Source organism: Embleya sp. NPDC127516, from assembly GCF_044765325.1.
In the GTDB taxonomy this organism is placed as follows: Bacteria; Actinomycetota; Actinomycetes; order Streptomycetales; family Streptomycetaceae; genus Embleya.
The window spans coordinates 188124-203771 of sequence record NZ_JBIWJT010000006.1 but is presented as its reverse complement, the minus strand read 5'-3'; the positions used below and the strand labels follow the sequence as shown (position 1 = coordinate 203771).

At 70.9% G+C, this 15648-nt stretch carries 13 protein-coding genes; 7 read left to right on the top strand and 6 right to left on the bottom strand.

All coding sequences use genetic code 11. The annotated features are described in order from the left end of the window. The first annotated feature begins 189 nt into the window (after positions 1-189). Both ACIRL2_RS13990 and ACIRL2_RS13985 read left to right on the top strand, forming a co-directional pair. The gene (locus ACIRL2_RS13990) at positions 190-1731 is read left to right on the top strand and encodes an APC family permease (protein ID WP_395865474.1); all 1542 of its coding nucleotides are present in this window, start codon (positions 190-192) and stop codon (positions 1729-1731) included. Next, positions 1728-3485: an amidohydrolase gene (locus ACIRL2_RS13985; protein ID WP_402232156.1), complete on the top strand. Its 1758-nt coding sequence runs from the start codon at positions 1728-1730 to the stop codon at positions 3483-3485. The genes ACIRL2_RS13990 and ACIRL2_RS13985 overlap by 4 nt, the downstream gene beginning before the upstream one ends. A gap of 166 nt (positions 3486-3651) precedes the next feature. Here the strand turns inward: ACIRL2_RS13985 and ACIRL2_RS13980 are convergent, their stop codons facing one another. Further along, complete coding sequence (locus ACIRL2_RS13980) at positions 3652-4593, bottom strand: helix-turn-helix transcriptional regulator (RefSeq protein ID WP_402232155.1); 942 nt, start codon at positions 4591-4593, stop codon at positions 3652-3654. 226 nt (positions 4594-4819) lie between these two features. On the opposite strand from ACIRL2_RS13980, the gene ACIRL2_RS13975 reads away from it, so the two are divergent. Continuing rightward, entirely contained in the window at positions 4820-5578 is a 759-nt protein-coding gene (locus ACIRL2_RS13975) for a dienelactone hydrolase family protein (protein ID WP_402232153.1), read from the top strand. A gap of 137 nt (positions 5579-5715) precedes the next feature. Here the strand turns inward: ACIRL2_RS13975 and ACIRL2_RS13970 are convergent, their stop codons facing one another. Continuing rightward, positions 5716-6243, bottom strand: coding sequence for a nuclear transport factor 2 family protein (locus ACIRL2_RS13970; RefSeq protein WP_402232374.1), 528 nt, complete (start codon positions 6241-6243; stop codon positions 5716-5718). A gap of 545 nt (positions 6244-6788) precedes the next feature. Between ACIRL2_RS13970 and ACIRL2_RS13965 the strand changes: the two genes are divergently transcribed. Then, on the top strand, positions 6789-7811 hold the full coding sequence (locus ACIRL2_RS13965) for a helix-turn-helix transcriptional regulator (protein WP_402232151.1): 1023 nt from the start codon (positions 6789-6791) through the stop codon (positions 7809-7811). A gap of 602 nt (positions 7812-8413) precedes the next feature. Here ACIRL2_RS13965 and ACIRL2_RS13960 read toward each other — a convergent pair. From ACIRL2_RS13960 to ACIRL2_RS13950, 3 genes are all read right to left on the bottom strand, one after another. After that, positions 8414-8926 carry a GNAT family N-acetyltransferase gene (locus ACIRL2_RS13960; RefSeq protein WP_395865463.1) on the bottom strand — a complete coding sequence of 171 codons (513 nt, stop codon included), beginning with the start codon at positions 8924-8926 and terminating at the stop codon, positions 8414-8416. Further along, positions 8923-9294 (bottom strand): VOC family protein, encoded by a 372-nt coding sequence (locus ACIRL2_RS13955; protein ID WP_395865461.1) that lies wholly within the window; start codon positions 9292-9294, stop codon positions 8923-8925. Before ACIRL2_RS13955 ends, ACIRL2_RS13960 begins: the two co-directional genes overlap by 4 nt. A gap of 82 nt (positions 9295-9376) precedes the next feature. Next, on the bottom strand, positions 9377-9844 hold the full coding sequence (locus ACIRL2_RS13950) for a MarR family winged helix-turn-helix transcriptional regulator (protein WP_395865460.1): 468 nt from the start codon (positions 9842-9844) through the stop codon (positions 9377-9379). Positions 9845-10494: 650 nt separating this feature from the next. Here ACIRL2_RS13950 and ACIRL2_RS13945 point away from each other — a divergent pair. Next, entirely contained in the window at positions 10495-11142 is a 648-nt protein-coding gene (locus ACIRL2_RS13945) for a nitroreductase family protein (protein WP_395865459.1), read from the top strand. 49 nt (positions 11143-11191) lie between these two features. Here ACIRL2_RS13945 and ACIRL2_RS13940 read toward each other — a convergent pair whose 3' ends face one another. Further along, positions 11192-11791 (bottom strand): TetR/AcrR family transcriptional regulator, encoded by a 600-nt coding sequence (locus ACIRL2_RS13940; protein ID WP_395865458.1) that lies wholly within the window; start codon positions 11789-11791, stop codon positions 11192-11194. Between the two features lie 242 nt (positions 11792-12033). Here ACIRL2_RS13940 and ACIRL2_RS13935 point away from each other — a divergent pair, with 242 nt between their 5' ends. Further along, complete coding sequence (locus ACIRL2_RS13935; protein WP_402232148.1) at positions 12034-12960, top strand: zinc-binding dehydrogenase; 927 nt, start codon at positions 12034-12036, stop codon at positions 12958-12960. 1775 nt (positions 12961-14735) lie between these two features. Continuing rightward, on the top strand, positions 14736-15497 hold the full coding sequence (locus ACIRL2_RS13930; protein ID WP_395865454.1) for a group II truncated hemoglobin: 762 nt from the start codon (positions 14736-14738) through the stop codon (positions 15495-15497). Positions 15498-15648 lie beyond the last annotated feature (151 nt).

Genomic DNA, 15648 nt, shown 5'->3' with positions numbered 1-15648 from the left:
CGATCCTCCGAAGCTTGTCCGGCTGTCCGGCCGGCTGCTGTCCGGCCGGCCGCCCCCGCCTGCCCGCCAAGGTCCCGCGTGCCGGCGTGTTCGCGCCACACCTTATGTCAACACCATTGACGTAATTCTGACGCAGGCTGTTTCATCGGCGTCCACCCCCCGTCCGCTTTAGCCTCCCTTGGAGCGCCGATGTCCACGAACCTGCCCCGGGACGATCAACCGCCCGCGCTGCGCAAGTCGCTCGGTGTCGTCGACGGCATTGCGGTGGCCGCGTCCAGTACGGCGGCCACCACCAGCATCGGCGTCGGCATGGGCAGCCTGGCCGCCACCGTCGGGTTGGCCACGCCGGCGATCATCCTGATCGCCTTCCTGCCGATGCTCGGCATCGCCGGAGCGTACGCCCGACTCAACCGGGTCGAGCCGAACTGCGGCAGCGGCTATGTCTGGGTCGGCAAGTCGATCGGCCCGTGGTCGGGCTTCCTCACCGGCTGGGTCGCCCTCGCCGGGTCGATCATCTTCCTCGCCTACACCAGCGCGATCACCGGCTCGGTGCTGCTCCAATTCGCCAACAAGGCCGGTTGGCACGAGTTCGCGGGGCTGGCCCTGGACCCGAACTCGACCAAGCTCAGTACCGTCCTGGGCCTGATCGTCCTGGTGGTGGTCACCGTGCTCGCGATCACCGGCGTGCGTCAGGCCACCCGGTTGCAGACCTTCCTGCTGGTCTTCGAGTACGCGGTGCTGCTGGTCTTCTGCGTCTGGGCGATCGCCTCCGGCGACCAGCCGTTCTCGTTCTCGTGGTTCAACCCGTTCGAGATCGACTCGGCCTCGGACTTCGCCCAGGGCCTGGTGCTCGCGGTGTTCTTCTTCTGGGGTTGGGACGCGGCGTTCAGCGTCACGGAGGAGACGAAGAACCCCGAGGACTCGGCCCGAGGCGGGCTGATCGCGCTGTTCGTGATGCTCGGCATGTTCCTGCTCGGCGCGATCGCCTTCCAGCGGGTGATGACCGTTCCGGAACTGACCGAGAACGGACCGCAGGGACTGACCTTCCTGGGCGCGCACCTGGCCGCCGACCCGTGGGCGAGCCTGCCGCTGCTCGCGCTGATCTTCTCCGCGATCGCGTCGTTGCAGTCCGGCGTCATCCCCACCGCGCGCGGCATGCTCGCGATGGGCCGCGACCAGACGCTCGGCAAGGTGTGGACCCGGATCCACCCGACCTTCGGATCGCCCGCGATCGGCACGGTGCTGATCATGGCGATCGCGGCCGGCACCGCCGTACTGGCGATCGGCATCCCCAAGCTCAACGACATGATCCTGGCCGCGGTCAACTCGATCGGCCTGATCGTGGCGTTCTACTACGGTCTGACCGCGATCGCCTGCGCGGTGCGGTTCCGGCCGACGCTGCGCACCGACCGACGCGAGGCGGTGCGCGCCGTGGTCATCCCCGGGGTGAGCGGATGCGCGCTGCTGGGCGTCGGCGCGTACCTCGCCTACGACTACCTGACCATGAGCGACAGCTTCGAACTCAGCCCCGACAACGGCTGGTTCATGTTCTCCGTGCCGATGGTGGTGATCCTCACCGGTCTGGGGTTCGCCGCCTACGCCAAGTACGTGCGCAAGTCGGCCTACTTCGAGACCGGTCGGGGCACCGACGGCGACTCGATCGAACTGCCGATGGACCGCTACAACGACGCCGCCGACTTCGACGCCTTCAAGTCCAAGGAAAACGCATGAGCACCACCGACCACATCGTTCACACCTCCACCGGGGCGTCCGCCGCTGTTTCCACCGCGGTGTCCGCTTCTGTCTCGACCGAGGTGTCCACCGCTGCTTCGACCGCGGTGTCCGCTTCCGCGTCCGCCGGTGCGGACGTGGTCTTCACCGGCGGCGCGGTGTACACGGTCGACGCCGGGCGCAGCCGGGCGAGCTCGGTGGCCGTGCGCGACGGGCGGATCGTCGCGGTCGGGCACGACGAGGTGCGCGCGTTGATCGGCGCCCGTACGGAGGTCGTCGACCTCGCGGGGAAGCTGCTGATCCCGGGCTTCCAGGACGCGCACGTGCACCCGGTGGGCGGCGGCGTGGAGATGGGTCAGTGCGACCTGTCCGAGCACGAGACGCTCGCCGAATACCGGCAGGCCGTGCGGGCCTACGCCGACGCCCACCCGGACCTGGAGTGGATCACCGGCGGCGGCTGGTCGATGGAGGCATTCCCGGGCGGCCTGCCGCACCGGTCGATGCTGGACGAACTGGTCCCCGACCGCCCGGTGTTCCTGCCCAACCGGGACCACCACGGCGCGTGGGCGAACAGCATGGCGCTGCGCCTGGCGGGCATCACCCGGGACACCCCGGATCCGGCCGACGGCCGGATCGAGCGCGACGCGGACGGCGCGCCGACCGGGGTGCTTCAAGAGGGCGCGGCGGACCTGGTCGGCCGGCTGCTGCCCGCGCTCACTCCCGAGGACCAGGTGGCCGGCCTGCTCCGGGCCCAGCGGTTGTTGCACTCGCTCGGCGTCACCGCGTGGCAGGACGCGCTGCTCGGCGCGCACGCCAACATCACCGACGCGAGCGCCGCGTACCTGACGGCGGCGGACCGAGGGCAGTTGACCGCGCGCGTGGTCGGCTCGTTGTGGTGGCAGCGGGACCGCGGGATCGAGCAGATCGAGGACCTGCTGGCCCGACGCGAGGCGGGCACGCGAGGGCGGTTGTCGTGTACGACCGTCAAGATCATGCAGGACGGCATCGCGGAGAACTTCACCGCCGCGATGCTCAGCCCGTACCTGACGGCGTGCGGATGCGCGTCGGACAACAGCGGGATCAGCTTCATCGAGCCGCAGGCGCTGCGCCGGTATGTCACGGCACTGGACGCGCACGACTTCCAGGTGCACTTCCACGCGCTGGGCGACCGCGCGGTGCGCGAGGCGCTGGACGCGGTGGCCGCGATGCGCGCGGCGAACGGGTGGAAGGACACCCGGCCGCATCTGGCCCACCTCCAGGTGGTGCACCCGGCGGACATCGGCCGCTTCCGCGAACTCGGCGCGAGCGCGAACATGCAACCGCTGTGGGCCGCGCACGAGCCGCAGATGGACACGCTGACCATCCCCTTCCTGGGCGCGGAGCGGGCCGCGTGGCAGTACCCGTTCGGCGAACTGGCACGTAGCGGTGCGACGTTGGTCGCGGGCAGCGACTGGCCGGTGTCCAGCCCGGATCCGATTCAGGGCATCCACGTCGCGGTGAACCGGCGCATCCACGGGTCGGACTCGCCGGTGTTCTTCCCGGAGCAGCGGCTCGACCTGCACACGGCGCTGGCGGCGTACACGGCGGGCAGCGCGTACGTGAACCACCTGGACGACACCGGAAGCATCGTGGTGGGCAACCACGCGGACCTGGTGGTGCTCGACCGTGATCCGTTCGCGGCGCCGGAGAGTGAGATCGGGGCTACGCGGGTGTTGGAGACGTTTGTGGGGGGTGAGCGGGTTTTCGGGGCGTAGTGGGGTGGCGGGGGGCGTGGCGGGGTGGTGGCGTAGCGGGGTGGTGGCGTTGCGGTGCCGGTTGGTCGGGTCGGGGGCGGGGGTTGTCACCTACGTGGGTGACGGGCGGCGGGCCTTGTCACTTACGTGAGTGACAAGGCCGGCGCCGCCGCCGACCCCGGCTCGGTCAGCGCGCGTCGTCGGCGTTCCGCGCGTCGCGCTCGGCTTCGCGGACGAGCTCGGCGATCCGGGCCTGGTGCGGCGGGTCGGCGGTGAAGGTGACGAGCTTCTGCTCCGGGGCGTCGGCGACCCGCAGGACCACGTGAGTCAGGTCGAGGCGGCCCAACCTCGGGTGGTACAGGCGCTTTCGACCGGAGGACAGGTCGCGCACGTCGTGTCGGGACCACCACGCGTCCGCCTCCGGACCGGCGGCGCGCAGGCGTCGGATCAGGTCCGCGATGGCCGGATCACCCGGGTGGCGGTCGGCGGCGGCACGGAAGCGGGCCAAGGCGCCGACGGCCTCGGCCTCCCAGTCGACGAGGCGGGTGCGGGCTTCCGGGGCGACCAGGGTCCACCACACGATATTGCGTTCCTCGGGCGGCAGGCGCGGCCAGTCGGCCCACAAGGCGCGGGCCGCGCCGTTGGCGGCGAGCACGTCGAAGCGGCGGCCGGTGACGTAGGTCGGGTGCGGGTCGAGGCGGTCGACCAGCGCCGCCACCGCGGGGTCGAGAACCTCGTCGGGCCCTTCGGGCCCGTCTGCGCGGGCGGTTGCGGGTACGCCCTCGGCGAGCCGGATCAGGTGGGCGTGCTCGGCCGGTTCGAGCCGCAGCGCGGTGCCGAGCGCGTCCAGGACCTGGCGGGAGGGATGTACGTCGCGGCCCTGTTCGAGGAACGTGTAGTACGTGGTCGAGATCGCGGCGAGGCCCGCGACCTCCTCACGGCGCAGGCCACCGGTGCGGCGGCGGGTCCCCGGCGGCAGACCGACGTCGGCGGGTCGCAGCCGAGCGCGGCGCGAGCGTAGGAAGTCGGCGAACTCGCGGGCGGGGCGATCGGGAGCGGGGTGGCCGGGAGCGGGGTGGCCGGGAGTGGGGCGATCGGGAGCGGGGTGGCCGTCCGGCGTTGCGGGCATTCTGGGGGTTCCTTGGTGGGGCTTCGGCCGGTGGCGGGGTCGGTGGTGGCCTGGAGGTCGGTGGCGGCCTGGGGTCGTGCCGCTTCGAGGGCGACTCGACTTCGGCGGCCGTCTCGACTTCGGGCCGATCTCGGTATGGGTCCTGGTGCGGATGGGTCCTGGTACTGCTGTTACCAGTAAAGACGACGCATGGATGCCGGAGTGGAACGGATCTACGGTCGGTGGCATGAGCAAAATCGTCACCGAGTGGATCGAGATCGACGTACCCGGCGCGGCGGCGCCGATGTCGGGGTATCTGGCCCGACCCAGCGGACCCGGACCGCATCCGAACGTGCTCGTGGGCTTCGAGATGTTCGGCGTCACCGGCTATGTGCGGGGCGTCGCCGACACGCTCGCGGGCCTCGGCTTCCGAGCCCTGGTACCGGACTTCTACCATCGGGCGGGCCACCGGATCGAGTTGCCCGCCGACCCCGACGGGCGGGCTCGCGGACTCGAACTGGTCGGCGGGCTGACCCGGGCCGGCGTCCGCGGCGATGTCACCGCGACCATCGCGGAGTTGAGCCGACGCTTCGGCGACGACGCGCCGACCGCGATGTTGGGGTTGAGCGCGGGTGGGCACATCGCCTACTACGCGGCGACGCAGGTGCCGTTGGCGGCGCTGGTCGTGTTCTATCCGGGTTGGCTGACCGGCGGCGAGATCACGTTGGGGCGGCCGGAGCCGACAGTGGAGCTGACTCCTCTGTTGACCCGGCACAACACCTTGGTACTGGTGCTGATCGGCGCGGACGACCACCTGTACACGGCCGACCAGCGGGAGTCGATCGCGGGCCGGCTGGCCGAGGCGGGCGTGCGGCACGAGTTCGTGGTGTACCCGGACACGCCGCACGGCTTCTGCTGCCCGGAGCGCGATACGTACCGTCCGGTGGCTGCGGCGGATGCCTGGTCGCGGGCCACGGCGTTGTTGGGAGAGGCGCTGAAGGGTTAGGGCCCGGCTCAAGGGCGCGGTTTTGTACGGGGATCCCGGCCGGTCGGCGGTGGGTGCGTGGCGGGGCCTCGGGTGTCGAGCGTCGCGGGGCAGGGCGCGGTGCGAGTGCCGCCGACCGGGTGCGGGACGTCAGGTCGTCAGGTCGTTGGGGTGTCGGTCGGTCGGTTGCCGACGGTGTGGGCGCGGGCCACGGTGAGACTGTCCTCGTATACGTGATAGCGGCTGATCAGGCCCGCTTCGACGGTGACGTGGACCGCGCACATGGCTCGGTAGGCCGTTCCGGTGGACGCTGCGGTGCGGCGGATTTCGGTGAGCAGGACCGCCTCGGGCCCGTCGAGCAGGATCCGCGGGTCGGGTCCGGCGGTGGGGACGTCGACGTCGGTATCCGTATCCGTATCCGATTCCGTGTCCGTGTCCGCGTGCGTGTTCGGGGCGTGGTCGTCGGTGTGCGCGGCGGCCAGTTCGCGAAAGTGCGCGGCGACGTCTGCTCGGGTCGAGCGCGACCGGATCCACGGCGTCGCCGGGTGGCCCTCGGCCGGCCAGTCGAGCAGCCAGTCCACCCGATCGGCGAACAGTTCGGCGATCCGGTCCGGGTCGCCCGCGCCGACCCGGCGGACGAACTCGGCGACCACGGCGCCGGTGCCGGGCGTCGGATCGGTCGGCACGGTGAACTGCCGGTCATGCCGGATCCGGCCGTCCGGGCCGAGCCGGACCACCATGCGCCCGGTCCACGCGACATCGCCGCCGGCCGCCGGGATCATGTACGTCGTGAAGGTGATCGTGCCGTTGTGACCGACCGCGTCCTCGGCCGAGCGGAAGACGAACCCGCCCCCGGCGACCAACTGCTCGTACGCCTCGGTGACCCTAGCCAGCAGTGCCTCGTGCCCGACGTATCGCCCGGACTCGATGGTCTCGATTCCGTCCGGTGCCCACAGCCCCACCACGGCGGCCCGGCGGGCGGTCGGGTCCGGTTCGTTCCACACGGCGACGTAGCGGTCGACGAACTCGTCGATGTCGATGTCGACGTCGATGTCTCTGTCGAGGGGGAAGAGGGCCTCGTTCGTGTCGGGGCCGGCGCCGGTGCCGGGCGCGGAGGTAGGCGCGGGGGTGGGGTCCGAGGCGATGTCGGTGGTGTGGGTCGCGTTCATGGTCGGACCGTAGGTGGACTGCACTGACACGTTATGTCAGTGGAGTTCGGCAGAATGCGCGCATGCGGGCGAGTCGGCTGGTCTCCATCCTGTTGTTGTTGCAGACCCGAGGGCGGGTCACGGCTCGGGAGATCGCGGACACCTTGGAGGTCTCGGTGCGCACGATCTACCGGGACATGGAGTCGCTGAGCGCGGCCGGGGTGCCGTTGTACGCGGATCCGGGCCATCGCGGCGGGTACGAACTGCTCGACGGCTTCCGTACCCGGCTGACCGGGCTCACCACGGGCGAGGCCGAGTCGCTGTTCCTCACCGGCCTGCCGACCGCCGCCGCCGACCTGGGTCTGGGCTCGGTGCTGACCGCCGCGCATCTCAAGCTGATGGCGGCGCTCCCGGCCGAACTGCGCGACCGCGCCGGGCGGATCGCCGAGTGCTTCCATCTCGACGCGCCGTCCTGGTACGGCGCCGCCGACCCCACACCGCACCTGGCCGAGGTCGCGGACTCGGTGTGGAACCGCCGGCGGTTGCGAATCCGCTATCTCCGCTGGGCCGAGCCGAGCGAGACCACGCGGGTGGTCGATCCGTACGGCGTGGTGCTCAAGGCGGGCGCCTGGTATCTGGTCGCCGCACACGCGGAGTCGGCCGAGGGCGGCGGCCCGCACGGTGACGGGGGACGGGAGGCGATCCGTACGTACCGGGTGTCCCGGATCCTGGACGTCGAGGTGCGATCGGGGTCGTTCGAGCGGCCGGCCGGGTTCGCGTTGGCGGCGCATTGGCAGGACTACCTGGACCGGTTCGACCGCCGCCGGCTCCGCGCGTCGGCGACCGTGCGGATGTCGCCGATTGCCATGGACCGGCTGACGCACCTGACGGAACCGGCCGTGGTGCACGCGGCCCGGGCGAGCGCCACCGGGCCCGACGCGGACGGCTGGGTGGAGGTGGTCGTCCCGATCGAGTCGGTCGAGCAGGCGATCACGACGCTGCTGCCGTTCGGCGGTGAGGTGGAGGCGCTCGAACCGGCGGAACTGCGGGCCGGGATGCGGGCGGCGGTGGCGGCGTTGGCCCGGGTGTACGGGGACGGGGGGTGAGTGGGCGGCCGGGCGGTCTTGTTGCGGTGATCCGGAGGTGCGGAGGCGCGGCGGTGCGGCCTGCGGCCGTGCGGCGGTGGGCGGACGCGGGGGCGCGTGGGGTCGTGTTCGGTCACGTGGGGGCGGGTGAGGCCGGGTGAGGCGAGTGAGGTTGGGTGGGGTCACGTGCGCATGTGGGCGGATGTGTGCGGGGGTTGATGGTGCTTTTTGTGACGATGTATCCGGATAGCCGACGCCCGCCAAGCGGATGGAGGGCTTCCGGAAATTGCATTCTTCACCGTAGCTATAGGAATCTCGGAGATCGCATGACAGTTCGACGGGCAGAATCGAGCCTTTGCCGTGGATCATGAGGGCTCCGGACGCGGTGCGCACGTGACCGCGTGATCGACGGGATCGAGGGGATCGACGGGATCGAGGGGTCACCAGATCGCGTGGTTGGACGCCTGGGTGATCAAATGTCCGAGTGACTCTGCGGGGCGCACGTCCGATTCGCCCGCGTCCCGCAGTCGGCCCGATGATCGGGCCGGGCCAGGGCCCGTCCTTCCCGATCCCGCCGCGTCGCGCCCGGCGGGATCGGGGGACGGGCTCGGGTGTGTCCGGCGTCAGCGCGCGGGCGTACGCCCCGGGCTCAACTCGCGGGACCAGGCCACCTCGCGGTCGAGTTGCCCGGTCGCGCGAAACAGGCAGACCTGATGGGTCTCGGCCAGTACGGTCGCGAGTCGGGTTCGGTCGGCCGGTTCGAAGCCCAACTTCCGCCAGAACGGTCCCGATCGGCGACTGAACAGCCAGGCCCGACGGGCGCCGGCGTCGGCGGCCCGGTCGAGCGCGTAGCGTGCCAGATCGAGACCCAGTCCCTGCCGCCGAGCGTCCTGATCCACCGCGACGCTGCGGATCAGGGCGTGCTCGCCGGCAGCGGACAACTCGAACCCGGTACTGCCGCGCACGACCCCGGCGGCGTCCCGAAGCAACCACAGGCGCACGGTGGGCGCGTCGAGCCCGCTGAGGGTGAGGTCGGCCCGGACCAGGAAGTCGTGCAGGTCGGATAGGTCGGCGGAAGTCAGTGGCGCGAGGGCGGCCTCGGTGCCCGCTTCGTTTTCGGCGCGGTTCGTCGTCATCGGCCGAGGAGGCAGAAGGGGTGGCCCGCCGGATCGGCGTACACCCGCCAACCACGAGGGTCGACACGGAGCAACACGGCGCCGAGTCCGAGGACCTGCTCGTGCGCGGCGTCGAGGTTCGGGACGTCCACGTCGAGGTGAAACTGCTGCGGACGCGCGGCGTCGGACCACTGCGGCGGCCGGTAGTCGGCGACGCGCTGAAACGCCAACACGAGCCCGGCCTCGGTATGAACGGTCGCGAAGTCGGAGTCGACCGCCCAGCGCGGATCGGGTCGGTCGACGGCGCCGCCGAGAAGCGCCGCGTAGAACCGGGCGAGTTCGTGGACGTCCGGGCAGTCCAACACGACGCACTGCAACCTGCCGACCATCGGCGTCTTTCCGGTCCGTCCGGTCCTTGGGTCCTACCGGTCCTGCGGTCCTGGGCTCCTCGTCCTCCCGGTACTCGTTGTCCTACTTCGCGAGGAGTTTGCCGAGGAGGGTGGTGAGTTGCCGGCGCTCGGCGGCGGTCAGTGCGGCGAAGCTGCTGTCGAGGAAGTCGGGGATGTCGCGCTCTGCCTCGGTGAGTACGCGGGTGCCGGCGGCAGTGATCGTGACGGCGTACGCGCGGCGATCGACCGGGTCGCGGTCACGGCGGACCAGCCCGGCCTTTTGCAGCGAGTCGACGATGCCGACCATGACGCTGCGGTCGATGCGCAGTTCCTCGGCCAACGCCTGCTGTGCACTCGGCCCGACGGCGTCGAGCATCTTCAGGACGAGGTGCTGACCTACACCCACCTCCTGACCGGCGGCGTGCGCGTCGGCCGCGCGGGCCATCGCGGCGGCGGCGCGACACAGCGCGATGTCCACGCGCTCCTCGGCGAGCCGCGGGAAGTAGTGAGGTTTGGCCTGGGTGGTGTGCTCGACGGCGGCCTTCTTCATGGCGCAAGGCTATCGCACGCCGAAAGATTGTTTGACGCAAGACGATCTGTAGGCATACGTTTTCCTTCAATCATCTGGCCCCAGATCATCTGCACAAAATCATTCTGCACCCAACTCGTCCGTGGCCAATTCGTCTGTGCCCAACGCATCTGGGCGCCGCGCATCTGCGTCCGAATCGTCTGGGTGCAGAGCATCTGTGTCCGACTCGTCTGCACTCAACTCGTCTGGGCCCAACGCACCAGCGCCCGAATCATGTTCATCCAACTTGTCTGGACGCAAATCATCTGTACTCGGTCCTTATGCGTCCAATCCGTCTGTGCTCAGTGCATCCGCGTCCGATTCGTCCTCGCTCAACTCATCTACATCCGACTCGTCTGGACGCAAAGCGTCTGCGTCCGATTCGTCTGGGCGCAACTCGTCTGCGCTCAATGCATCTGCGTCCGACTCGTCTTGGCTCAACACATCTGGGTGCGGCGCATCTGCGTTCGAATCGTCTGGGTGCAAAGCATCTGGATCCGACTCTTCTGCGCTCGACTTGGCTGCCCTCAACTCGTCTGCGTCCGAACCATCTTTGCCCGAATCATCTGTGGCCAACTCATGGGCGAAGCGCTCTCCCGTGCAGGTTGGCTCCCTCTCGAAGGAGTTTGATCATGACCGTTCTTCCTCTCTCGCCCGACGAACTGCTCGGTACCACAAGGGCCGTGCGGTTTCGGTTGGATCTGGGGCGCGAGGTTGATCGGGGGTTGATCGAGGAGTGCGTCGAACTCGCGCTCCAGGCCCCGAACGGTCGAAACCGACAGCGCTGGAGCTTCGTCGTCGTCACCGATCCCGAGCGGCGGCAGGCCGTGGCCGACCTGGTGTGGAAGGGCCTGCGCGAGGTGCCGGGTACGCCGGTGCCGGCGGCGGACGCGGCGCGGGCTTGGGCGAATCCGCAGTCCATGCAGCGGGTGATGGCGGGTGCGGGTTACCTGTTCGACCACCTGCACGAGGTGCCGGTGCACGTGATTCCGTGCATCACCGGTCGTACGGACGCGGTCGGGGTGCCGGAGCAGGCCCGGACGTGGGGTTCGGTGCTGCCGGCGGTGTGGAGTTTCATGCTTGCGGCGCGAGCCCGGGGGCTCGGTACGACGTGGACCACGCCCGACCTCTTCTACGGCCCCGAGGGCACCCGACTGCTCGGGCTGCCGGCCGACGTGATGCCCGTGGCGCTGATCCCGCTGGCGCACACGATCGGGACGGACTTCAAGCGGGGCCCGCGAGTCCCGAGTTCGGAGGTGCTGCATTGGGACACGTGGTGAGAAGCCCGGGCTTCGCCGGAGTCGGGGTCGGAGGTGGGTGGACTCGGAGCTAATCCGGCCGGGCGGCGTGGGTGGCCGGTTGCAGGAGGGCTGCGGTTAGGGAGCGGACCGATGTGGTGAGGCGGGCCGGGCCGCCGTTGTCGGTGATGTGGCGGACCAGGTCGGCGTCGAACATGCCCAGGAGGGTGTGGGCGACGAAGTCGACGTCCAGGTCGGGGTGGGATTGGGCGAGCAGGCCGGTGATGTGGTCGTGCCAGCGCAGGTAGGTGGGGTCGGCGTACTTGTCCTCGGCGCAGGCGCGTTCGTGGGCGGCCAGCAGGACGATGTTGCCGGCGGCGAGTTCGGCGAGGGCGTCGAGGAAGGCCGGCAGGCGTACCTCGGCGGGAGCCTCCGGGCCCAGGGGCGGCGGGCCCGTGACGATCGCCTCGCTGAGCAGGCGGGCACGTTCCTCCAGTAGCGCGCGGAGCAGGCCCGTGCGGTTGCCGAAGCGGCGGAACACCGTGCCTTTGCCGACGCCCGCCGCCGCCGCGACCTTGTCCAGCGATACGTGCTCGAAGCCGTGTTGGGCCAGGAGGTCCTCGGCGGCACGCAGGATCGCACGGCGGTTGCGCGTGGCATCGGCGCGTTCGTGGACCGGCTGGGACGACACGGGGCCTCCTTGAACAATCGGACTGACGGTCCGTATATTACCCGAGAACCATCCGGACTGGCGGTCCGTATGGCGAAGTGGCGTGCTGTGTGCGGCCGGAGCCGATTACCGATCGCTTGGTTGCCCGATTGCCCGATTGCCCGATTGCCCGGTTGCCCGGTTGCCCGGTTGCCCGAGCGCCCGAGCCCGAGCGCCGGGCTCATCCGGCACGGCCGCCGGATCGATCAATCGAGGGAGCGGATATGACTGTTCGAGCGCTGGTCGTGGATCCCGAGGCGCCGGCCGGGGTCCGGGCGGCGGAGATACCCGAGCCGGAACCGGGGCCCGGGCAGGTGCTGGTCGACGTGCGGCACGTGTCGGTCAACCATGGCGATCTGCGTACGGATGTGCGTCCGGCGGGGACGGTGCTCGGCTTCGACGCGGCGGGCGTGGTGGTGCGGGCGGCGGCCGACGGCGGTGGGCCCGAGGTGGGCAGTCGGGTCGTGGCCTGTGTGCCGGGTGCTTGGGCGCGGCGGGTGGCGGTCGACATCGACGCCTTGGCGGAACTGCCCGACTCGGTGGCCTCGGCGACCGCCGCGGCACTGCCCGTGGCCGGCGTCACGGCGTTGCGGGTGCTGCGGGAAAGCGGTCCGGTGGCGGGTCGACGTGTCCTGATCACCGGTGCGTCGGGCGGTGTCGGGCGCATGGCGGTGCAACTCGCCGCACGGGCGGGTGCGTACGTGATCGCCTCCGTCGGTGCGCCGGAGCGTGCCGCTGGACTGGTCGACCTCGGCGCGTCCGAGGTCGTCACCGGCCTGGAGGGTGTCGAGGAGCCGTTGGACCTGGTGCTCGACAACGTCGGCGGGCCGCAACTGGTTGCCGCGTGGGGGCTGTTGGCGCCCGGAGGCGGTATCCGGAGCGTTGGCTGGGCTTCGGGGGAGCCTGCGGTGTTCCCGCCGTATTCGACGTTCGCGCTGGGGGCGACCCAAACGCTGAGTTCGTTCGGCGACGCGAGCAGTCCGGGAGCCGATCTCGCCACGCTGGTCGCGCTGGTGGCCACCGGGGAACTCGTGGTCGAGGTCGGCCTGCGCGAGCCGTGGGAGCGGGTGGCGCGAGCGTTCGAGGCCCTCGCGGGCCGACGCGTCGCCGGCAAGGTGGTGCTCGACGTCGGGCCGACCGCGACGGACTGAAGCCTCGCCGGCCGTCCGCGCGCTGGACGGAGTTCGGCCCGCCGGCGAGGGCGCCGGGGAACACACCGACTGTCGGCGCGGGCCGGACGGCGCTCACCGGACGGAGTGCACACCGGCTGCGGCGCGAGCCGGATTGCACTCGCCCGGGCTGCTCGGTTGGGCTCCCACGCCCGCCCGGCCGGCTCGGTTGGCTCCCACGCCCGCCCGGGTGCCCGGTCGGGCTCCCACGCCCGTCCGGGTGCTTGGTTGGGCTCCCACGCCCGTCCGGGTGCTTGGTTGGGCTCCCACATCCGTCCGGGTGCCCGGTCGGGCTCCCACGCCCGCCCGGGCGCTTGGTTGGGCTCCCACGCCCGCCCGGCCGGGTTCTTGAACCGACGCGAACAAGCTCCCCGTCCTTGGCCCGGGGGGTTCTTGCCTCCGAGTTGGCCGGACTCCCACGCCCGCTCGGTCGGGCTCCCACACTCGCTCGGCGGGCTCTTGCTCTCGCTCGGGCGGCTCTTGGTTCTCGGTGGGGCGAGTCCTCGCCCCTGGCCTGGCCGAGGCTTTGCCACCTGGTCGGGCAGGCCCCTGCTCCCGCTCGGACAGGCTCTTGCCCTCGGTCCGGTGGGTTCTTGGTGCCTGCCTGGCGGGGCTGCCGTGCCTGGTCTACCGGATTCCTGCGCCTGCTTGGCTTGGCCGGGCTCCCGCCCCGGGTCGGCTGGGCTCTTGCACCGACTGGGGCGGCTCTTGTTCTTGGTGGGACGAGCCCAAGCCCCAGCTTGGCCGGGCTTTGCCATCTGATCTGCCCGGGCCCCTCCTGCTCCCGCCCGGCTGGACTCTTGCCTTCGCGTGGTCGGGCTCTTTCACCGATACGGCGGCAGGCTCCTGTCCTTGGCCCGGCGGGTCTTGGCCGCCTTGCCCGGGCTCCTCCTCCCGCTCGGCCGGGCTCTTGCTCCTGCTCGGGAGGGCTCCTGCCATCGGCGGGGGTGGGTTCTTGCCCCCGGCCCGGGCTCGTGCTCCCGCTCGGTCGGACTTCCGCATTCGATCGGCTGGGATCTTGTACCTGTTCGGGTGGGCTCCTGCCGTTGATGGGGCAGGTTCCTGCCTTCCGCTCGGATAGGTTTTTGCCCTCGGCTTGGCCGAGTTCCGGCTCCCGTACCCGGTCGGCTGGGCTCTTGCGGGTATTGGGGCGGGCTCCTGCCCTCATTCCAGCGGGTTCTTGCCTCCAATCAGCCGGGCTCCTGCCCCCGCTCGGCGGACTCCCGTACTTGGCTGGGTACTTGCACCCGCTGTTGCGGGCTCTGGCTTTCCCGCTCGGCCGGGTTCTTGCTCCCCGCTTGGGCGGGCTCCCACGCCAGATCGGCCGAACCGCTCCCGCTCGGGCGGGTTCCTGCCTCCATCGGGCCGGGCTTCTGTGCCTGGTCGGCCGCGCTCCCGTACTCGCTCGGCCGAACCCCTACCGCCGCTCGGGCGGGTTCCTGCCTCCATCGGGCCGGGCTCCTGTGCCGGGTTCGGCCGGACTTCCGTAGTCGCTCGGCGGACCCGTGCCGCCGCTCGGGCGGGGCCTCCACCGGGCCGGGTCTCCGTCTCCGCTCGGCCCGACCCCCGTCCCCGCTTGGCCCGACGCCCGATGCCACCCGGGTGGGCTTCCCTGGTCGGGGCCTCGGTGGTGTCTGGTTGAGTGAGTGGATTCGCTTACGCGGATGGCGAAATCGGCTGGCGTCGATGATCGCCGGGCGGGCGATCATGCCTATGGTTGACGCGATCGAACCAGCGTCTTGCATGGGGGACCGTTCATGATCGTCGAATACATCCGCTACACGATCGCCGAAGCGGACGGCACCGAATTCGAGGCCGCGTACGCGCGGGCCGCCGAGTCGCTCGCGGCGGCGCCGGAGTGCGTGGACTACGAGTTGAGCCGATGTCAGGAGGAGCCGTCCGCGTACATCCTGCGCATTCGCTGGACGTCGACGGACGCGCATCTGAACGGCTTCCGCAAGGGTGAGCACTTCGCCGCGTTCTTCGCCGCGATCCGCCCGTACGTCACCGCGATCGAGGAGATGCGGCACTACGCGGTGACCGACGTGGTGGGTAAGGGCGGTTCGACTCCATCGCTGTACGAGTGGGCCGGCGGGGCGCCCGCGTTCGAGCGGCTCTTCGGGACGTTCTACGAGCGGGTGGCCAAGGACGAGATCCTCGCTCCGGTGTTCGCGGACATGGATTCGCATCACGCCGAGCACGTGGCGTCCTGGCTGGGCGAGGTGTTCGGCGGGCCGTCCCGCTACAGCACCGAGTTGGGCGGGCATCGGCATATGGCCTCGAAGCACCTCGGCCGGGGGATCACCGAGACGCAGCGGCGCCGATGGGTCGCGCTGCTGCTGGAGACGGCCGACGACGTGGGCCTGCCCGCCGACCCGGAATTCCGCGGCGTGCTCGCGTACTACCTGGAGTGGGGCACCCGGATGGCGATCATCTACTCCGGCCCCAACCCGCCGCCGCTGCCGGAGACTCCGATGCCGCGTTGGGATTGGGGCCAGACCCCGCCCTACCTGGGCTGAGCGACACACCGGATCGGGCCCGCGCCGCGGCCCGATCCGGCCTCGCGGCTTCGCCCCGGCCTCGCGGCTTCGCCCCGGCCTCGCGGCTTCGCCCCGGCCTCGCGGCTTCGCCCCGGCCTCGCGGCTTCGCCCCGGCCTCGCGGCTTCGCCC